Here is a 19,383-nt window from a genome sequence, read left to right on the forward strand (position 1 = left end):
CGCAGGTACATGCTACCTCCCAAGCTCGATCTGGATCTTCACGGAGGACGGCTTCGGTCGCACGGCGTAATCGAACGCCTCGACAGAATCCTCGAAAGCGTAGGTATCGGTGATCAGCGCGTCGACATTGATCTGGTTCGATCCCAACAGCGCGACGATGCGCGGGTAGACATGGGCGTAGCGGAACACGTGTTCGATGCGCAGCTCCTTGGTCTGGGCGATGACGACATCGAGCGGGACCGGCTTCAGGGGCATGCCGACAAGGACGATGGCGCCGCCGGGGCAACCATGGTGCGCCGTGTCGGCGATCACGTCGGCCGCGCCGGAACATTCGAAGACGACATCGACGCCCCAGCCGTCGGTTTCGCGGGCTATGACACTCTTCAGGTCCTGCGAGCGTACGTTGACGGTCATGATGGCAGGGTCGAGCTTGCGCGCTACGGCAAGCTTTTCGTCGACAACATCGGTAACGATAACTCTGGCGCAACCAGCCGACAGCGCCGCGATCGCTGTCACCATGCCGATCGGCCCGGCGCCCGTGACCAGCGCGATCGCACCGGGCGTCAGCCTCGCCTTGGAAACTGCTTGAAAGCCTACAGCCAGCGGCTCGACCATAGCGCCAGCGGCGTAGGAAACGTTATCCGGAAGCTTAAAGGTGAAGGCCGCCGGGTGGACCACGCTCGGTCGGAGTACGCCATGCACCGGCGGCGTCGCCCAGAAGCGCACCGCGGGATCGAGATTGTAGAGACCCAGCCGCGACGCGCGACTTTGAGGGTCGGGAATGCCGGGCTCCATGCAAACACGGTCGCCCACTTTCAGGTTCTGTACCGCGCTGCCGACCTCTTCGATGATGCCGGCGGCTTCGTGGCCGAGGATCATTGGCTCGCGCACAACGAACGGGCCGATCGCGCCGTGGGTGTAATAGTGAACGTCCGATCCGCAGACGCCGACGGTCTTGATGGCGATGCGCACGTCGGTTGGACCGAGCGCCTCCTTCGGGTCCAGGTCGCGAATGCGCAGTTCGTCTTTGCGTTCGAGGACGAGTGATCTCATGTCTTCAGCCCTTTCGGATAATGAACACGGCGAGCGCCAGGCAGAGCACCGTCGCCACCCATAGGGGCAATACGCCCTCCAGGAAGCGCATCCAGAGAAGATGCACTAGGATTAGGATCACGACCGAGATGAAGCCCCTGTCGAAGCCGTTGGTTCGGATAGGCAGGAATCCGTCGCGTTGGGTTTTCTGGGGTTGAACGCCAGCCATCATCTTACCCTTTCAATGCGCCGAACGTGAGGCCGGTCACGATGTGCTTCTGGACGAAGCCGAGCACGATTAGGGCCGGGAGCGTGGTCAGGAACGCCATCGCTGCCATCTCGCCCCAGTTCGTTCCGGTCACCGAGACATATTCTGCAAGCGCTGTCGTCACGGTCCTGGCGTGAGCCGACGACGTTAGGGTCGCTGCGAACAGGTACTCGTTCCAGGCGAAAATCCAGGTCAGGATGAAGGTGACGGCCAACCCCGGCCGCGCCAGCGGCAGGATGACGTTGGACAGCACCTGGCCGGTTGTCGCACCATCGACGCGCGCCGCTTCGTCAAGCTCCAGCGGAATCCCGTCGAGCATGCCCTTCAAGAGCCAGACGGCGAAGGGCAGGTTGAAGACGCAATAGAGCAGGATTAGGCCAATCTTCGTGTCGAACAGCATGAAATCGCCGAACACGAACCACTTGGTAAACAGCAGGAAGAGCGGCAGCAGAAACACGGCTGGCGGCGCCATGCGGTTGGTGATCAGCCAGAAAAACACGTTGTCACCGCCGCCGATTTTATAACGCGACAGCCCGAACGCCGCGAGCAGGCCGAGCGCGCACACCAGCGCTGCGTTCGATGTCGCCACGATCAGCGAATTCCAGAGATACTGCAGGAAGGTCGAGCTGTTCAGCACCGCCAGGAAATTGTTCCAGTAAAGATCGTCGATGAGGAACGACTTCGAATAAAGCTTCACGCGGGGGCGCATGGAAACGACCAGCATCCACCAGACCGGAAGCAGTGTCAGAATGGTCAGACAGATCCAAAGGACGAAGGACGCTATACCGGAACGTCTCATTGTGCGCCTCCCTTGCGGCCGGTCATGGCAACAAACAGCAGCCAGCTCAGAACGATCGTGACGTATAGCGTCAGCAGCGACATGGCCGCACCGTAGCCGTAATCGGTCTTCGGAAAGACGTTGATCCAGATATGAAGGCCGATGAACCGGGTCGCCTCAGCCGGGCCACCCTTGGTCAGCATCCAGATTTCGTCGACCGAGCGCAATGCGTCCATCAGCCGGATGAAGACGGTTGTCAGCAGCACCGGCTTCAACATCGGAACGATCACGTACCAGAAAATCTGCAGCTTGTTGCCGCCGTCGATCTGCGCCTGTTCGAGCGGTTCTTTCGGCAAGGCGGTCAGTCCGGCCATGAGCGACAGCGTAACGAACGGCGTCCAATGCCACAGGTCCATGATGATCGCCGTGACGAAGGCGTGATAGGCATTGGTCGAGATGTTGTAGTCGATGCCGAACCACAGTTTCAGGTAATAGGGCACGATGCCGAAGCCGGGAACGCAAAGCAGCCGCCAGGTAGCGCCGACTGCAATGGGCGCGACAACGATCGGCAGTGTGTGGATCGTGCGAAAGAACTGCCGGCCCCACAGGCGGTCCGCCATCAGCGCGCGGGCCAGGACGTAGCCTAACAACAGTTCGCTCACAACGACGAAGAATGCGAAGACCAGCGTGCGCGCAAGCGAGTTCAGGAATGTCGTGTCGAAAACGAGGCTGCGATAGTTCTGGAGGCCGGCCCAGCGCAGGGTTGGGTCGACTGCGTTGGTGTTCCAGTCGAAGAAGCCGACATAGAGAATGTAGATGAAGGGAACGAACCCGACGACGAACAGGATTAGCGTGGCTGGTGTTAAAAACAGCCATCCGATGTTGGATTGTCTCATCCTGCGCTCCGTCAGATCGTCCTTGACACTAATTCGCCTGACTACCAGCGTCGCGGGCAGGCCCGCAAACCGCAGTCAGGAAAGGGGCGGCCACCTTGCTGAAGGCGACCGCCAACCGCTTGGGAGGTGCGGTCTTTTACTTGCGGTAGCCGAGCTTCACGAGTTCAGCTTCGGCTGCGGTGGCGGCCTGGTCCAACGCATCGTCCGGCTTGATCTCACCGACGATCGCTTTGTAGATGAACGGCGCGACTACCTGCAGAACTTGCGCGTGGAACGGGAACGGCGGCGCTCCGGCGAACAGCTTTCCGTCCTCACGCATCAGCGTGTAGTAGCCGTTCATCTTCTTGTCCTGATCGACGATCTTGGGATCGTCGTAGGTCGAGTTCATGACGATGCGGGAGCCGGCCAGCGCCCAGTCGGTCTGCACTGAAGCCTGACCGATATATTGCAGGAATAGCAGCGACGCGTCCTTGTTCTTGGACGAATGGGGGATGCCGAACGCGCCACCATCGTAATAGCCGATATATCCCTTGCCGGATTCGGCTGCTTCCATGACACCCGCCTCGACCGGAGGCAATGCCACTCCCACCTTGCCGACGACGGTCGACTTGCTTTCGTCGGTAGCGATCCAGGCAGCGTTTTCCCCGTAGACGAGGCCTTGGGCTGCGCGGCCGGCGGCAAATGTCCCGGCAACCTCGTCCCAAGTGGACGACGTCGATTCCGGCGGCGCGTATTTCAGCAGGCCGATCCAGTAGTTGAGCGCCTTCTTCGCGGCGGCGGAGTTCATCTGGCCGCCGTTCGCTTCGGTGGCCGCGAAGGTCGTGCCATCGATGCCCCAGTTGTACACGCCAAAGGTCGGCGCGACCGACTCGAAGAATTCGTAGAAGGCGGCGGGGTGGCTCGACGAGGCCTGTACGGTGGTTCCCCAGAGCTCCTTGTCTGCGCCGTATTCGGTGAAGAACTTGGCGATCTGGGTATACTCTTCATGCGTCGTCGCGGGCTTCAGATCCGCACCGGTGGAATCCTTGTAGGCTTTCTGGATCGCCGGATCATCGAAAAGATCCTTGCGGTAGAGGTAAGGCTTGATGAATGCTTCCATGGGGACGCCCATGACATCGCCCGACTTCGGATCCTTGAAATAGTTCAGGAAAGTAGTGAAATTCTCCGGTTTGAAGTCCGGCGAAGCGATCTTCGCATTATCGGCGAGCGACTTGGTGATATCGACCAGGAAGTTCCGGGCCAGATATGTATATACGATGTCCTGCTCGATATAGACGAAGTCATAGATGCCGGTATTGGCCTCCATGTCCTTGATCGCCTTGTCGTACATCTGGTCCCAGGATGTCGCCTCGAATTCGACCTTGATGCCGGTCTCTTCGGTGAACTTCGGACCGAGCACCTGCTCGACATATTTCGATGCTGGGGTCGATTCCGAGATGCCCCGGATGGTTGCGCCCTGATAGGGCTGGGCGGCAGTCTTCCACCAGGAATCCTGAGCAAGAGCGGTCGAGCTCCAAAGGCCAAGCGAAATGAAGCCGACGCCCACGGCTTTGACGAAACTGTTCATTGTTCTCCTCCATTTGGATCGCAAAGTCGGTCCGGTTGTGCGTCTAAACTCTCCTCCAAGACGCTCAACGGACCTCAATAGTTCTAGAAAGAACGGGTGGACACAAGCGCGGCCGTTGCGCAATACTGATACTCTCATGCGCGAAATACCGAATTTATTCATGATTTCTTGTGTGCGTTGCACAATCTAATATTGATTGTCGGCGTATGGAGCATGCTGGGAGGCACGGGAGAATGTGCGCAATGTCAGTTATTTCGCCGACGGTCGCGAGATTTGAATATGTCTTGACCGGCGCGGACGAGTCGTTCCTCTGGCGCCGCGACGACTATCCGTGGGAACGCAACGTCTGGAATTTCCACCCGGAGGTGGAGATCCACTATATTCCCAACGCCAGCGGCGTCCTACTTGCAGGCGATCATGTCGGCGCGTTCACCCCGGGCCATATTTCCGTCATCGGAAGCAACCTGCCGCACGACTGGGTGACACCGCTCGGGCCGGATGAGCGCATTCCAGGACGTGACATCGTCATCCAGTTTCTGCCGGCCAAGCTGGAGCAGGCTTCGGCCTTCCTGCCGGAACTGGCGGGGCTGCGTGACTTTCTCGCTCGCGCAAAGCGGGGGCTCTCCTTCAAGGGCCGGGCGCGGGATCAGGCGGAGGCGCTGATACTCGACATGGAGTTCCAGTCCGGCTCGGTGCGGCTTTCGACCTTCCTGTCATTGCTCTCGCTGCTGCGGGACACCGACGAGTTCGATACACTGTCTTCGGAGGCTTACGTGCCGGACCTGAGCTATGGTTCGCTCGAAGCCCTGCAACAGGTCTTCGCATATCTGTTCGCCAACCTGTCGGAGGATATCCGGTTGCCTGATATGGCTCGCATGGTCGGCATGAGCGACAGCGCCTTCTCGCGATTCTTCAAGAAAAACAGCGGCCACAGCTTCACCGACCACGTCAACAAGCTTCGTATCTGGAAGGCGGGCCAGCTATTGACCGATACCTCTATGCCGATAACGGACATCTGCTTCGAGGTGGGCTATCGCAATCTATCAAATTTCAACCGGGTGTTTCTCCGCCACCACAACCTAACACCGTCAAAATACCGGAAACTGTCCACCAACCGCAGAACCGTTCCGTTACCTCAGGCAGTGGCAGATCATATGCCTATGCAGTAAGTCTAGCGGTCGGTCGATGATACTCAAAGAGGAGAAGATGTATTCTCTCCTTGCGACTCATTTATGCCCAGACTCGGACGCTCCCTATGAAAACCGCGTAATCACGCTGATCCCTGTCGCCTCCGCCTTGTCGAGAGCCATCAGCGCCGGCACGGCCTCCTCGAGGCTGACGCGGCGTCCGATCAGTTTCTGCGGGGCGATCTTGCCGGCCGAAAGCATGGCCAGCATCGCGTCATAGCGCCAGGCCTGCATGCCGTGGCTGCCGTAGATTTCCAGTTCGTGGCCGATCACCTGCGCCATCGGAATCTGCGGGGTGGCGTATTCGCCGAGCATCAGCCCCACCTGCACATGCCGGCCGCGCCGGCGCAGATTCTTGATCGAGTTGAAGCAGGTGGCGGGGTGGCCGAGGGCGTCGATCGAGACATGCGCGCCGCCCTTGGTGATCTCGCGCACCGCTTCGGCCACGTCGATGACTTCAGACGCATTGACCGTCGCCACCGCCCCGCATTCGCGCGCGAAGGCGAGTTTCTCTTCCGATATGTCGATGCCGATCGCATTGGCGCCGAGTGCGGTGGCGATCATGATCGCCGACAGGCCGACGCCGCCGCAGCCATGCACGGCGATCCATTCGCCGGGCCCGGTGCGCGCCTGGTCGGCGACGGCGCGGAACGAGGTGGCGAAGCGGCAGCCGAGGCTTGCTGCCGTCGCGTCCTCGATCGAATCGGGCAGGTGCACCAGATTGGTGTCGGCATAATCGATCGCCACATATTCGGCGAAGGAGCCCCAATGGGTGAAGCCCGGCTGGAACTGGTTCGGGCAGACCTGCTGATTGCCGGAATGGCACTCCGGGCAGTGGCCGCAGCCGGAAACGAAGGGCACGGTCACCCGGTCGCCGACCTTGAAGCGCATGACGCCGCGGCCGGTGGCGACGACCCGCCCGGCAAGCTCGTGTCCCGGCACATGCGGCAGGCGGATATCGGGATCGTGGCCCATCCAGCCGTGCCAGTCGCTGCGGCAGAGACCGCTCGCGCCGACCGCGATGACGACGCCGTCTTCCGAAGGCGTGGGATCGGGCAGGATGCGGATTTCGGGCGCCTGTTCGAAGGCTTCGTAGAACATGGCTTTCATCGGCGTCTTCCTTGCAGCTATCCGCGGTTCATCATCATCGCACGCGGCAGCTGGCCGATCCAACATTCATTCCATCATTTTTGCTGATGCACCCATCGCCGAAGCTGGCGTCGCCACGCACGAATATTGCGGCGCGGCGGCGTGCTCCGGCATTTTCTTGCTTCCGCATTTTTCGCCCGGATTTGCCCTTGACCGGACTTGCCGCTGCGGCTTTTGCTTTCCCGACTTGATAGGGGAGGGCAGCATGGCCGTCGATACATCACCGCGTTCAACCACCTGGACTCATGTCGACGGGGAATGGCTCTCCGGTAATCCGCCGCTGATCGGGCCGACCTCGCACGCCATGTGGCTCGGCTCCTCGGTCTTCGACGGCGCCCGCTGGTTTGACGGCATCGCGCCGGATCTTGACCTGCATTGCCAGCGCGTCAACCGTTCCGCCCTCGCCATGGGCCTGAAGCCGGTGAAATCGGCCGAGGAAATCGCCGCACTCGCCTGGGAGGGGGTTGCGAAATTCGATGGCGCCACGGCGATCTACATCAAGCCGATGTATTGGGGCGAACACGGTTCGCCCGGCAGCGTCGTCTCCGTCGATGCCGAATCGACCCGCTTCGCACTCTGCCTGTTCGAGGCGCCGATGGGCGGCCATGGCGGCACCAGCCTCACTGTTTCGCCCTATCGCCGTCCTTCGCCGGAAACAGCGATGACCGAGGCCAAGACCGGCTCGCTCTATCCGAACAGCGGCCGCATGATCGCCGAGGCCCGCAGCCGCGGCTTCGACAATGCGCTGGTGCGCGACCTCAACGGCAACGTCGTCGAAACCGCCTCCTCGAACGTCTTCCTGGTGCGCGACGGCGTGGTGATGACGCCGGCTGCCAACCGCACCTTTCTCGCCGGCATCACCCGCGCCCGCGTCATCGGCCTCTTGCGCAAGGCCGGATTCGACGTTGTGGAAGCCACGCTCTCGGTCGAGGATTTCATGCAGGCCGACGAGATATTCACCACCGGAAACTATTCCAAGGTCGTCGGCGTCACTCGCCTAGATGACCGCAATTTTCAGGAAGGTCCCGTCACCCGCAAGGCGCTGGAGCTCTACATGGACTGGGCCCACGGCCGAAGCGATAGCGAGGAGTGAGCAGTGGTTCGGCGCAGCCGAAGCAATTGATCCGGTGCATCGATTGCAACTGCGAACGCCCGGAGCGCAAGCGTAGGGCCGGAGAGGTCCCGCGGAGCGGGAGCAATCGACCCAATAAGCGATTACAAACTGCGAACCTCGGGGACTGGAAGGCAGTCTGGCATGCGTGGCAAAATGGAGATCCGCGTCGGCCCCACCAAGCGGAACAGTCCCACGCCGGCAATCGGTCGTCAATCGTTCAGCGACGACAACGTAACGAGCGTTTGAGATGCCCGTTGCATCTGGCCTCACGCAGGTTGCAGTTCGTCGGGAACAATGTCGTCACGCAATCATTTCGGCTTCGCCGATCGATCCTAAACGTTAAACGCTCGCTCGACTATGCAGGGCGGGCGTGCCCGAAACCGCTTCGCTTCCCTACCGCCATAGTGCCCGGAACTCCATAACACCGAGGAAACGACCCATGACCGTGCTATCCGACGAACAAGGCGAGATCATCCGTGAGCTTGGCGTTGCCGCCGAGATCGATCCCGAGCACGAGATCGAGCGGCGAACCGAATTTCTCAAGGATTATCTCGTCGCTTCCGGCATGCGCGGCTATGTGCTCGGCATCAGCGGCGGCGTCGATTCGCTGACGGCGGCGCTCATCGCTCAGAAGGCCGTGCGTGAGCTGCGCGACAGCGGCCACTCTGCAGAATTCATTGCCGTGCGCCTTCCCTATGGCGTCCAGGCGGACGAGGCCGATGCGGAGCGGGCGCTTGCCACGATCGGCGCCGACCGATCAATGGTGGTCAACATCAAGGCGGCGGCGGATGCGATGCTGGCCGCCGCTCAAAACGGCGGCCTCGCTTTCGCCGATGCCGGCCGACAGGATTTCATCCTAGGCAATATCAAGGCGCGCCAGCGGATGATCGCCCAGTTCGCTCTGGCCGGCGCGCTCGGCGGTCTCGTCATCGGCACGGATCACACGGCCGAGGCGGTCATGGGCTTCTTCACCAAGTTCGGCGACGGTGCGGCCGATATCCTGCCGCTTGCCGGCCTCAACAAGCGCCGCGTCCGCCTGCTGGCAAAGCGGCTCGGCGCCCCGGACGAACTGGTCTTCAAGGTGCCGACCGCCGATCTCGAGGATCAGCGGCCGCTACGTCCCGACGAGGAGGCCTATGGCGTCACCTATGACGAGATCGACGATTTTCTTGAAGGCAAGCCGGTCGGCGAGATTGCTCGCCGCCGGATCCTTGCCGCCTATCGGGCGACGGCGCATAAGCGCGCCCTGCCGGTTGCCGTCAACGCACTCTGAGAGCGGCCGGCGCTACGGCCGTACTGGCTCGCCCGCCCGTCCGGCCGAGGCAAGATAGGCTTGCGGGGCGAAGTAGACGCCGTCGGCATCGAAGGCCTGAAGGTCTTCCGCCTGCAGCGCCTCGCGCACCTTGGGACGCGCCGCGACGCGAGCCATGAAGCCGTGCAGATCAGGCCATTGTTTCAAATCGATGTCGATCCAGGGCGACCAGTTGAGGCAGACGAACAGATAGGCGTCGGCCACGGTGAAGGCATCGCCGGTAAGGTAGGGTGCGGTGAAACGATCGTTCAGCCAGGCAAGCCGTTTCGAGATCAGCGCGCGGATCTCCTCATGCACGGTGGAATAGATCGGATTGAACAGCAGCACCATCGGCTTGTGCAGTTCGGCCGTGATGAAATTGAGATAGGATTGAACCTCGTTGCGCCTGATGTCGCCGACCTCCGGCAGCAGGGTCGAGCCTTCCGCCAGAAACTGCACGATCGCCGGTCCTTCGGTCAGTACCTTCCCGTCGTCGAGCATCAGCGCCGGGACATAGCCGTTGCCATTGATGACAAGGTAATCTTCGCCATTGCTTGTTCTGTGGGTTTTCCGGTCGACCTGGACGAGCTCGATGTCGAGTCCCAGCTCCCGGCAGATGATGTGCGGCGAAAGCGAGCAGGCCGCGGCGTGCATATAGAGTTTCATCGTCGGTTTCCCCTGTTTGCGGAGGCGGCGAGATTCCGCTCGCCGCAATGATTGGACATTTGTACTGTTTCGCATAAAATGGCCTTCGTCAAGAATTTATTGCGAAGTGGTACAAATATGAAGGATCAGAAGAAGCGCGGCCGCCCACGGGCCTTCGACGCCAAGGCAGCGCTCGGCAAGGCGCGGGATGTCTTTTGGGACAGGGGCTTTGCCGCCGCCTCGCTGGACAATCTCAGTGCCGCGACCAACCTCAACCGCCCAAGCCTTTACGGCGCCTTTGGCGATAAGGAGGCCCTCTATCTCGATGCGCTGGAGGCCTATCGGCAGGATGGCATGGACGTCCTGAAGCAGGCGCTCGATCCGTCGCTGCCGCTGCGCGACAATCTCGCGCGCGTCTATGCCGGTGCTTTGGCGATCTATCTGCATGGCGAAACCGCCGCCCGCGGCTGTCTGCTGATCGGCACCGCTTCGGTCGAGGCTGTCGAACATGAGCGTGTGCGCGAGGTGCTCGGCCGCAGCCTGAACGATTTCGACGGTGAGATCGAAAAGCGCATGCGCATTGCCGTTGAAAGGGGCGAGCTTCCCGAAAGCGCCGACCCGCTGGCGCTGGCAAGGCTCGCTTCCGCCGTCATGCATTCGCTCGCCGTGCGCGCCCGCGCCGGCGACAGCCGCGAAACGCTGGAGGCGATCGCCCGCTCAGGCGTCGAGCTGATCTGCGGAAGCACGCATGTTTGATGTCTCCGTATCCCTCGGCCGTACCGCCCAGGCATAGGCGGCACCCGCCACAAGCAGCAGTGAGGTGCCGAGGAAAACTGCCCGCATGCCGATATGCCCGCCGACGAAACCGCCGAGGACAGGGCCGGCCACCTGGCCGACATATTGCGAGGAGACGGAAAGCCCGAGAATGCTGCCGGCGGCGCTGTCGGGCACGCTATGGCGGATGACGGCGGCGATGCAGGGCAGAAGCCCGCCGAGGGCTGCACCCATCAGGAAACGCAGGAGGATTAGCTGCCAGGAACTGGTGACGAAGGCCTGCGGGATCAGTAGCAGGCCCGCGACGGCGAGCGCGCCTGCTATGACCGGCCAGTGGCCGATCCTGTCGGCGAGCCTGCCGAGCCAGGAGGCCGAAAGAATGCTGCCGAGGGCGGCAGCCGACATGACGAGACCGGATATCATCGTCACTTGCGCTTCGACGGGGAGGATCTCGGCGACATAGACGGTGATGATTGGCTCGATCGACATATTGGCGAGCATCAGCAGCATGCCGGTCGCCAGCATGGCGATAACAGGCCGCCTGTCGGCGATGGATTTCCAGCCGCCGCTCGCCTTGGCCGCCTGGCGGCGATCCGGCGACTTCTCCTCCTTGATCAGCAAGGTGGTGGCGAGAAAGGCGAAAAAGATCATGCCGCCGGCGGCGAGAAACGTGCCGCGGATGCCGATGATCGGCGGCAGCGCTCCGCCGATCAGCGGCCCCACGAGATTGCCGGCCATGATGCCGGAGGAGAGCACGCCGAGCGCCCAGGCGGAGCGGTCCTTCGGCGTCTGCGTCGCCACCAGCACCATCGAGCCGGAGGAGTAGCCGCCGGCAAGCCCGACGAACAGGCGCAGCGCCACCAGCTGCCAGACATCGCCGGCCATGCCCATCAGCGAAATCGCCAGCGTCATGCCGAGGCTGGCGCGCACCAGCATCAGCTTGCGGCCGTAGATGTCGCCGAGCCGCCCCCAGAGCGGCGCAACGAGCGCCGCGGCAAGAAAGGTCGCGCCATAGGCAATGCCCGACCATTGCACGATCGCCGCATGGTCGGTCACGCCGAGTTCCTCGACATAGAGCGGCAGGAAGGGAAGCAGCAGCGTCATCGCCACGATCGTGGTGAAGGAGCCGATCAGCGAGACGGCAAGGTTGCGCTTCCAATAGATTGAGCCCGGCCTGACACCGGCGTCCCATTGTGTGTCTGTCATTGCTTGCATTGATCCTGTAGCGCGGTTGCGCCGCAATCTGGATCATCTCGGCGAAAAGTGCCAGGACAGATCCGATTGCGTAATGCAATCAGTCAATCGGAGGACATGCCACGTCCGTGATCTCTACAGCGCCTATCTCGCCGACCGCAAGGATATTGCCGGCGCGATGCTGACGGAGGATTTCACCTTTTCCAGCCCGCGCGACCATCATATCGATCGAGCCGCCTATTTCGAGCGCTGCTGGCCGAAGGAGCCACTCTTCCGCGCGATCCACATCGAATTCCTGGCGATTAACGGCGACGAGGCTGCTGTTCGCTATCGCGCTGAAAAACTGGATGGCGCAAGCTTCGCCAATATGGAAAGCCTTCGTTTCCGCGGCGACAGGATCGCCTCCGTGGAGGTCTATTTCGGCCGCAATCTCTGACCCGCCGAAACGGCATTAGAAGATCCGCAACGCAGACGTCGTGATGATGACCATCGAGACCGCCACCATCAGCGCCCGCACCGGCAGGCGCTTGACGAGGATGGCGCCAAAAGGGGCGGCGATGACGCCGCCGATGATGAGGCCGATCGCCGAATTGAGCTCAGACCACCCGAGCGTCACGACGAAGGTGATCGAAATCGTCAGCGTCACCGCGAATTCGGTGAAATTCGTCGAGCCGATCACCCGTTTCAGATCATGGCCGCGCCCGATCAGCGTGCTGGTGACAACAGGACCCCACCCGCCGCCGCCGATCGCGTCGAGCAGACCACCGCAAAAGCCGACGGGCGGCACGGCCCAGTCCCGCACCTCGCGCCTGTTCTGCGGTCGGAAGGCCTTGTATAGGATCAGGAGCCCAATCGCGATCAGATAAGCCGACACGAAGGGCTCGATCACCTTGCCGTTGATATTGGCAAGCAGAGTGGCGCCGATCGCGCCGCCGATCATGCCGGCCGGTGCGAGACGCGCCACCAGCCGCCAGTCGACATTGCGATGATAGGTATGCGACAGGCCTGATGCCGCCGTCGTGAACATTTCCGTCACATGCGTCATGGCGCTGGCATTGGCCGCCGGCACCCCAAAGGCCAGCAGGCTCGTCGTCGACAGCACGCCGAAGGCCATGCCGAGCGCGCCGTCGACGATCTGCGCGCAGAAGCCGACAGCGATGAAGAAGAAGATATCCGATGTCATGCGGTCCCCTCAGGCGAACGGTAGCATCAGGATCGGCGATGCGGAAAAATCTTCTGGTGTCAGGAGGAAAAGCCGCGCTGCTTCAGCCGGACGATCTTGAAAAAGCCGTTCGGAAAAACCGGCAGAATATCGGTTGTTGAAAAATCGCCGCGACGCTCGGCCCAGGCGACGATGCGGTGGATTCGGAAGGCGGACGACCAGCCGATATGGCGCACCAGCGGCGCCACCGCCGCCTCAATCACACCTTGCAGACCCGCGCCGTCGCCGAGCTTGCTCGCCAGGATGATCTCGCCGCCCGGCCGCAGCACCCGGGCACATTCGTCCAGCGCCCGCTCGGGTTCGGGAATGAGGGTGATGACGAAGGGCAGGCAGACCACGTCGAACGATTTGTCGGCAAGGCGCAACGCATGCGCATCCATCACCTCGAGCGCACGCACATGCTGAAGATTTTCGCGCCGCACCTTTTCGCGCGCCCGCGCGATCATATGTTCGGAAATGTCGATGCCTGTCACCCGGCACCGGTTGGGATAGTGGGCGAGCGTCAGGCCGGTGCCGACGCCGATTTCAAGAATATCGGTGCCGGCTGCGGCGGCAAGTGCGGCCAGCTTGCGGTGGCCGTCGCGCAGGATGCCGCGATAGACGCGATCATAAACCGGTGCCCAGCGCTGATAGATTTTCTGCTGATCTTCCGCCCTGTCGCGACGCTCCGACATGTCTAGACCTCCCTGCGCGTGACCTTCGAGAATCGGAAAGGATTTTCGAAAGGGATCATGCATTTATCGCAAACATAGAGCGCCTTCACGCCTCTCACAGAGGCGCGGCGCTCTAAACACCGAGACCGTCAACTCCTGAGAGTGGGGCCGGGTTCCGCTCCGGAATGTGACTGAAGTCACAATCGCTGCGGGGGAGGCTATTTCGCTGGCGTCAACCCAAGCTCTTTGGCATCCATCTCGCTGCCGATCTCGACCGACTTCTCCTGCTTGTCATAGACGCAGATCTGAACGACGAACCCCTTTGCCCCCTTCGGCTTTCCCGTCACCAGGGCCAGCCCGTAACGCGAGCTGCCAAAGGGATCAACGACGGCATTGGGTTTTTCGATCGCGACCGCAGCCTTCCTGCACTTGGCTTCCACCTCGGCGGCGAGCTGTTTCCAGGCCTCGTCCGAAGAGGCATGCGCCGCAGTGACAAGAAACGGAAGCGCGGCAATGGCGAGGTGCGGGATTATATTCCTGTTCATATCGGATCTCCATTGGTAGCGGTCGCCGACGAGGCGGTTTTCGGCGGTGTGGCGGCCGATTTGCACACTCGAATACCGCCCTGAAACTGAGGCAAATTTTCCTCCGTCCGGGTGTTTTTTGATATTTCGCCGGTTGCCTCTCCTCCTTTCCCCTCCTATGTTCCGCCTCACCTGCCGAGGACGCAATCTATTGCCAAGAGGAGATCTGACATGGCTTTCGAATTGCCTGAACTTCCCTATGATTACGAAGCGCTTGCCCCCTTCATGTCGAAGGAAACGCTGGAGTTTCACCACGACAAGCACCACAAGGCCTATGTCGACAACGGCAACAAGCTCGCCGCTGAAGCCGGCCTTTCGGATCTCTCGCTCGAAGAGGTCGTGAAGAAGTCCTTCGGCACCAATGCCGGCCTCTTCAACAACGCCGCCCAGCACTACAACCACATCCACTTCTGGAAGTGGATGAAGAAGGGCGGCGGCGGCAACAAGCTGCCGGGCAAGCTCGAAGCGGCCTTTGCCTCCGATCTCGGCGGCTATGACAAGTTCAAGGCCGATTTCGCCAATGCCGGCGCCACCCAGTTCGGCTCCGGTTGGGCCTGGGTTTCCGTCAAGAACGGCAAGCTCGAAATCTCCAAGACCCCGAACGGCGAAAACCCGCTCGTTCACGGCGCCACCCCGATCCTCGGCGTCGACGTCTGGGAACACTCCTATTACATCGACTATCGCAACGCGCGTCCGAAGTATCTCGAAGCCTTCATCGATAGCCTGATCAACTGGGACTACGTCCTGGAGCGCTATGAAGCAGCCACGAAGTAAGCGACTTCGCCCAATTCGACACCCGGCGTCGCAAACGCCGGGTGTTTTCTTTTCGCATAAAGCCGTCACAGCCCTGTCATCGGCCGCTCTTAAGCACGCCCCATGTCGTCCTCTGCTGTTCCTCTGTTCCGCTTCGGCATCATCGCCGACCCGCAATATGCGGCGGTCGCCCCACACGCGGCCATGGACCGCCATTACGCCAACAGCCTGACCAAAGTCGCCGAGGCGATCGAGATATTCAACGGCGAGGAGTTGAGCTTCGTCATGACGCTCGGCGACGTCATCGACCGCAGCTTCGCCAGCTTCGACGACATCCTGCCGGTCTACGGCAAGCTGAGGCACGAGGCGCTCTTCCTGCTCGGCAATCACGATTTCTCCGTCTCCGCGGGGCATCTGTCCGAAATAGTCGCTCGTCTCGGCATGCCGTCTCCCTATTACAGCTTCTCCCGTCACGGGTGGCGCTTCATCGTCCTCGACGGCAGCGAGGTCAGCGCCTTCGCGCCGCCGGAAAACCATCCTCATCGCGCTCTTGCCGCACGGATGCTGGCGGAACTGCAGGCCAAAGAGGCGGCGAACGCCCATCACTGGAACGGTGCGTTGAGCGACGAGCAATTCGCCTGGCTCGGTGATGAGATCGCCAACGCAGCTGCCGCCGGCGAGAAGGTCATCGTGATGAACCACTATCCGGTGTATCCGCCGGGTGAGCACGGCATGTGGGACAGCGAGCGCGTCGTCGCGCTGCTCGCCTCGCAGCCCCATGTCGTCGCCTATCTCAACGGCCACGACCATGTCGGCAATTACGGCAAGGCCGGCGCCTGCCACTTCGTCAACTTCAAGGGCGTGGTCGACACCGAGAACCAGAACGCCTTCGCCATCGTCGAGCTGCACCCCAACCGCATCGAGATCCGCGGTTTCGGCCGAGAGGAAAGCCGCACGCTGGTTTATTAGGCTGCGACCGGGGCCGGCAGGTCTTTTCATCCTGCTCAGGCTTGTGCCACTCTGCCGTCAGATCAGTGCAATAGCTGCCCCTCACCCTAACCCTCTCCCCGTGGGCGAGGGGACGTGCCATACCAGAGGTTGGTGAGGAACGGAGGGGCCGCGGCATATCCCCTTCGCCCCGTTTACGGGGAGAAGGTGCCGGCAGGCGGATGAGGGGGCACGTCGACGCGCATGTGAGCGTCGATGATCGGCCAAGCGGCTGATTCACACCGCCGCAGCCTTCTCCGTCCACCCACTCGTCCACAAATCCCGCAGCCGGTCGCCGTCGCCCTTGAAGAAATCGTCGGCCTCCTCGCAACCCTCCACCCGGTCGCTGCGGAAATTGCGGATCGCCTGTCGCAACTCGCACCATGCGACGATATTGGCGGTCTGCGAATAATAGATCAGCGCGATCGGCTGGATCGTCCGTTCGCTGGCGCGGCCGAGTTCGTCGCGGTAGGCGAGCATCAGCTTGCGTTCGTCGCGGATCGCCCTGCGCACGACCGCAAGGTCGATGGCAGCCGGCTGCGCGGTCGAGCCCCAGGCATAAAGCGCCTTGTTGTTCATCGCCTCACGAAGCGGCGCCGGCACGGCGCCCGATATCTTCTGGTTGACTCTGCGGGCGGCCTGCTTCAGCTCCTCGTCGGCCGTGCGTTCGAGCAGCGCCAGCGACAGAACGATCGCCTCCATCTCCTCGATCGAGAACATCAGGGGCGGCAGGTCGAAGCCCGGCCGCATGATGTAGCCGATGCCGCGACCGCCTTCGATCGGCACCCGCATTGCCTGGAGGGCGGCGATGTCGCGATAGATCGAGCGCACGGTCACTTCGAGCGTCTCGGCCATGACAGCGGCCGTCATCGGTTTTCTGGCGAGCCTCAGGATCTGAATGATCTCGAAAAGCCGCGAGGCCTTGCGCATTTTGCCTCTCCATTTCTCACGCTCCTGACAATACACTGTCAGTTGGGTTTGCGTATAGAGCCGCCTATCGGATTGAAATCAATCGGGGTCTTTTGAAAATGGCCCGTGGAACTGAAGGTGGCAACTGACATGAATTACCATGAAAACCTCTGGCTCTTCTTTACCCTTCTCTTCGGCATCATCATCGTGCCGGGCATGGACATGCTCTTCGTGCTTGCCAACGCGCTGACCGGCGGTATCAGGCGCGGGCTGGCGGCAACCGGCGGCATCATGGCGGGCGGTGCCGTGCATTCGGCCTATGGCGCGGCCGGCGTCGGCGTGCTCGTCACCATGCTGCCGCAGCTCTTCAACCTGCTGCTCTTTGCTGGCGTCGCCTATATGATCTGGATTGGCGTTTCGCTGATGCGCAGTTCGATCACCGTCGAGGCGGTCGGACCGGCGACGGCGCGCTCCGGCTGGCGCGCCTTCCGCCAGGGCGCCGTAACCTGTCTCGTCAATCCCAAGGCCTATATTTTCATGTTCGCCGTCTACCCGCAGTTTCTCAAGCCTGAATATGGCCCGATCTGGCTGCAGGGGCTGATCATGGGCGCCATGACCGTCGTCACCCAGTTTGCCGTTTACGGAGCGCTGGCGATGACGGCAGGCCGCAGCCGCGATCTGCTGGTGGCAAATCCCGACGCCACGGCCTTTGTCGGCCGCTGCGCCGGACTGCTTTTGGTTGCGGTCTCCGCCTTCAGCCTCTGGCAAGGCTGGAAAACCGCCTGAGCCGCCGGTTATCACATTGTTTTTATGACCCTCCGGCAAAACGTGACTGCCTGGACGCATGGATTTTGTCATGCTCCCGGTGCAGATTGGCCAGCGGCCGCCCTGGCCTCAAGAAAACGGAGAGGAAATATGAATTGGAAAGCAGTAGCTGCCGCCGCAGCGATCGCCGCCATCGCCTTCGGTTCGGTGACCGCCGCCGATGGCACCCATGATTCGCGCATTGCGTTGATGAAGAAGATCGGCGGTTCGGCGGGCGCGATGGCCGCCATCGCCAAGGGCGAGAAGCCCTATGATGCCGAGACGGTAAGGTCGGCGCTGACGACGATCGCCGCCACCGCCAAGGTTTTCCCCGATCAGTTCAAGCCGGGCAGCGATATGAATGATCCCGAGGTCAGCCCGAAGGTCTGGGAAAACATGGACGACTTCAAGGCGCGCGCCGCAAAGCTCTCGACCGACGCGGAAACCGCCCTCGCTCAGCTCCCGGCCGATGCCGCCGGTGTCGGTGCCGCGCTCAATACGCTCGGCGCCAATTGCGGCGGCTGTCACAAGGCCTATCGTATTAAGGAATGATAAGCCGGCCTGAGCAATTTCCGCCGGCGCGGATCGCCTGATTTGCGATCGACGGCGGGTCACGTCGGCAACAGGGGAGGCGGCGCATGGTCCGCAGGTTCATCCGGTTACTGCTCTGTCTGATCGGCGTCGCCGTTCTCGGCGGCGGCGCCGTCTATGTCGTTACCGCGCCCGATCCGCTGCCGGAGAGCCATTGGGCCGGTCTCGGCGCGCCGGATCCGGCAAACGGTGAGATGGTCTTCTGGGCGGGCGGCTGCGTCAGCTGTCATTCGGCACCCGGTTCCGAAGGCGATGCCAGGCTGACGCTGGCGGGCGGTCTGGCGCTGAAGAGCCCTTTCGGCACCTTCCACGTGCCGAACATTTCGCCGGATGAAAAGGCCGGCATCGGCGCCTGGACGCTGGCCCAGTTCGGCAATGCGATGAAGCGCGGCGTCGCCCCGGGCGGAGAGCATCTTTACCCGTCCTTTCCCTATGGCTCCTATTCCCGCATGAGCGACAAGGACGTCAACGATCTCTTCGCCTTCCTGAAAACCCTGCCGAAGAGCACCAGCGTCGCGCCCCCGCATGAATTGCCCTTTCCTTACAACATCCGCCTTGCGCTCGGCGGCTGGAAATTCCTCTATTTCAACGATCAGCCGCGCGTCGCGCTCGCCAAGAACGATGACAAGATCAAGCGCGGGCAATATCTCGTCGAAGGCCCCGGCCATTGCGGCGAGTGCCACACGCCGCGCGACGCGCTCGGCGGCTTCCAGGCCGATCTGTGGCTCGCCGGCGCGCCTAATCCGGAGGGGAAGGGGCGCATACCCGATATCACCCCAGCTTCGAAGAGCATCGGCAACTGGAGCGAGGCGGATATCGCCAACTATCTCGAAACCGGCTTCACGCCCGATTTCGATTCCGTCGGCGGTTCGATGGTCGATGTGCAGCACAATATCGCCCGCCTGCCGGCTGCCGACCGCGAGGCGATCGCCGCCTATCTCAAGGCCGTGCCGGGACGTTAAAGCGGCGGTGCGTCCATTCGGAC

General features: G+C 61.8%; 22 protein-coding genes. 10 read left to right on the top strand and 12 right to left on the bottom strand.

The genetic code is table 11. From position 1 onward, the window contains the following. Positions 1-12: 12 nt before the first annotated feature. The 5 genes from NXC14_RS06275 to NXC14_RS06295 form a co-directional block, all read right to left on the bottom strand. Complete coding sequence (locus NXC14_RS06275; RefSeq protein WP_085777430.1) at positions 13-1,053, bottom strand: NAD(P)-dependent alcohol dehydrogenase; 1,041 nt, start codon at positions 1,051-1,053, stop codon at positions 13-15. A gap of 4 nt (positions 1,054-1,057) precedes the next feature. Beyond that, positions 1,058-1,264: a DUF2160 family membrane protein gene (locus NXC14_RS06280; protein ID WP_010052171.1), complete on the bottom strand. Its 207-nt coding sequence runs from the start codon at positions 1,262-1,264 to the stop codon at positions 1,058-1,060. 1 nt (position 1,265) lies between these two features. Further along, positions 1,266-2,099: a carbohydrate ABC transporter permease gene (locus NXC14_RS06285; RefSeq protein ID WP_085777431.1), complete on the bottom strand. Its 834-nt coding sequence runs from the start codon at positions 2,097-2,099 to the stop codon at positions 1,266-1,268. Then, complete coding sequence (locus NXC14_RS06290; RefSeq protein ID WP_085777432.1) at positions 2,096-2,974, bottom strand: sugar ABC transporter permease; 879 nt, start codon at positions 2,972-2,974, stop codon at positions 2,096-2,098. The genes NXC14_RS06285 and NXC14_RS06290 overlap by 4 nt, the downstream gene beginning before the upstream one ends. A gap of 136 nt (positions 2,975-3,110) precedes the next feature. Further along, positions 3,111-4,541, bottom strand: coding sequence for an extracellular solute-binding protein (locus NXC14_RS06295; protein WP_085777433.1), 1,431 nt, complete (start codon positions 4,539-4,541; stop codon positions 3,111-3,113). Between the two features lie 242 nt (positions 4,542-4,783). Between NXC14_RS06295 and NXC14_RS06300 the strand changes: the two genes are divergently transcribed. Further along, positions 4,784-5,710: an AraC family transcriptional regulator gene (locus tag NXC14_RS06300; protein ID WP_085777434.1), complete on the top strand. Its 927-nt coding sequence runs from the start codon at positions 4,784-4,786 to the stop codon at positions 5,708-5,710. Positions 5,711-5,794: 84 nt separating this feature from the next. Here the strand turns inward: NXC14_RS06300 and NXC14_RS06305 are convergent, their stop codons facing one another. After that, positions 5,795-6,838, bottom strand: coding sequence for a zinc-dependent alcohol dehydrogenase family protein (locus NXC14_RS06305; protein WP_085777435.1), 1,044 nt, complete (start codon positions 6,836-6,838; stop codon positions 5,795-5,797). 244 nt (positions 6,839-7,082) lie between these two features. On the opposite strand from NXC14_RS06305, the gene NXC14_RS06310 reads away from it, so the two are divergent. Continuing rightward, a complete protein-coding gene (locus NXC14_RS06310; protein ID WP_085777436.1) occupies positions 7,083-7,970 on the top strand; it encodes a branched-chain amino acid aminotransferase in 888 nt (295 codons plus the stop codon). Between the two features lie 460 nt (positions 7,971-8,430). After that, on the top strand, positions 8,431-9,264 hold the full coding sequence (nadE, locus tag NXC14_RS06315) for an ammonia-dependent NAD(+) synthetase (protein ID WP_085777437.1): 834 nt from the start codon (positions 8,431-8,433) through the stop codon (positions 9,262-9,264). Between the two features lie 12 nt (positions 9,265-9,276). Here nadE and NXC14_RS06320 read toward each other — a convergent pair whose 3' ends face one another. Further along, the gene (locus NXC14_RS06320) at positions 9,277-9,948 is read right to left on the bottom strand and encodes a glutathione S-transferase N-terminal domain-containing protein (protein WP_085777438.1); all 672 of its coding nucleotides are present in this window, start codon (positions 9,946-9,948) and stop codon (positions 9,277-9,279) included. Positions 9,949-10,065: 117 nt separating this feature from the next. Here NXC14_RS06320 and NXC14_RS06325 point away from each other — a divergent pair, with 117 nt between their 5' ends. After that, entirely contained in the window at positions 10,066-10,683 is a 618-nt protein-coding gene (locus NXC14_RS06325; protein WP_085777439.1) for a TetR/AcrR family transcriptional regulator, read from the top strand. On the opposite strand, the gene NXC14_RS06330 is transcribed toward NXC14_RS06325, so the two are convergent. After that, positions 10,645-11,907, bottom strand: coding sequence for a multidrug efflux MFS transporter (locus tag NXC14_RS06330; protein WP_085777440.1), 1,263 nt, complete (start codon positions 11,905-11,907; stop codon positions 10,645-10,647). The two genes, NXC14_RS06325 and NXC14_RS06330, sit on opposite strands and share 39 nt — an antisense overlap. Positions 11,908-11,989: 82 nt before the next feature. Here NXC14_RS06330 and NXC14_RS06335 point away from each other — a divergent pair, with 82 nt between their 5' ends. After that, a complete protein-coding gene (locus NXC14_RS06335; protein ID WP_085777441.1) occupies positions 11,990-12,331 on the top strand; it encodes a nuclear transport factor 2 family protein in 342 nt (113 codons plus the stop codon). Between the two features lie 15 nt (positions 12,332-12,346). Here the strand turns inward: NXC14_RS06335 and NXC14_RS06340 are convergent, their stop codons facing one another. The 3 genes from NXC14_RS06340 to NXC14_RS06350 form a co-directional block, all read right to left on the bottom strand. Next, positions 12,347-13,078 (bottom strand): sulfite exporter TauE/SafE family protein, encoded by a 732-nt coding sequence (locus NXC14_RS06340; protein WP_085777442.1) that lies wholly within the window; start codon positions 13,076-13,078, stop codon positions 12,347-12,349. 59 nt (positions 13,079-13,137) lie between these two features. After that, on the bottom strand, positions 13,138-13,791 hold the full coding sequence (locus NXC14_RS06345) for a class I SAM-dependent methyltransferase (protein WP_085777443.1): 654 nt from the start codon (positions 13,789-13,791) through the stop codon (positions 13,138-13,140). A gap of 197 nt (positions 13,792-13,988) precedes the next feature. Then, the gene (locus tag NXC14_RS06350; RefSeq protein WP_085780008.1) at positions 13,989-14,315 is read right to left on the bottom strand and encodes a hypothetical protein; all 327 of its coding nucleotides are present in this window, start codon (positions 14,313-14,315) and stop codon (positions 13,989-13,991) included. A 210-nt stretch (positions 14,316-14,525) separates the two neighbouring features. On the opposite strand from NXC14_RS06350, the gene NXC14_RS06355 reads away from it, so the two are divergent. Both NXC14_RS06355 and NXC14_RS06360 read left to right on the top strand, forming a co-directional pair. After that, a complete protein-coding gene (locus tag NXC14_RS06355) occupies positions 14,526-15,128 on the top strand; it encodes a superoxide dismutase (RefSeq protein WP_085777444.1) in 603 nt (200 codons plus the stop codon). Positions 15,129-15,230: 102 nt separating this feature from the next. Continuing rightward, the gene (locus NXC14_RS06360; RefSeq protein WP_085777445.1) at positions 15,231-16,076 is read left to right on the top strand and encodes a metallophosphoesterase; all 846 of its coding nucleotides are present in this window, start codon (positions 15,231-15,233) and stop codon (positions 16,074-16,076) included. Between the two features lie 255 nt (positions 16,077-16,331). On the opposite strand, the gene NXC14_RS06365 is transcribed toward NXC14_RS06360, so the two are convergent. After that, on the bottom strand, positions 16,332-17,024 hold the full coding sequence (locus tag NXC14_RS06365; protein ID WP_085777446.1) for a YafY family protein: 693 nt from the start codon (positions 17,022-17,024) through the stop codon (positions 16,332-16,334). Between the two features lie 129 nt (positions 17,025-17,153). Here NXC14_RS06365 and NXC14_RS06370 point away from each other — a divergent pair, with 129 nt between their 5' ends. From NXC14_RS06370 to NXC14_RS06380, 3 genes are all read left to right on the top strand, one after another. Next, positions 17,154-17,789: a LysE family translocator gene (locus NXC14_RS06370; protein ID WP_085780009.1), complete on the top strand. Its 636-nt coding sequence runs from the start codon at positions 17,154-17,156 to the stop codon at positions 17,787-17,789. A 129-nt stretch (positions 17,790-17,918) separates the two neighbouring features. Beyond that, positions 17,919-18,359 carry a cytochrome c gene (locus NXC14_RS06375; protein WP_085777447.1) on the top strand — a complete coding sequence of 147 codons (441 nt, stop codon included), beginning with the start codon at positions 17,919-17,921 and terminating at the stop codon, positions 18,357-18,359. Positions 18,360-18,445: 86 nt separating this feature from the next. Further along, on the top strand, positions 18,446-19,360 hold the full coding sequence (locus NXC14_RS06380; protein WP_085777448.1) for a cytochrome c: 915 nt from the start codon (positions 18,446-18,448) through the stop codon (positions 19,358-19,360). The last annotated feature ends 23 nt before the right edge of the window (positions 19,361-19,383 follow it).

The organism is Rhizobium sp. NXC14 (assembly GCF_002117485.1).
Taxonomy (GTDB): domain Bacteria; phylum Pseudomonadota; class Alphaproteobacteria; order Rhizobiales; family Rhizobiaceae; genus Rhizobium.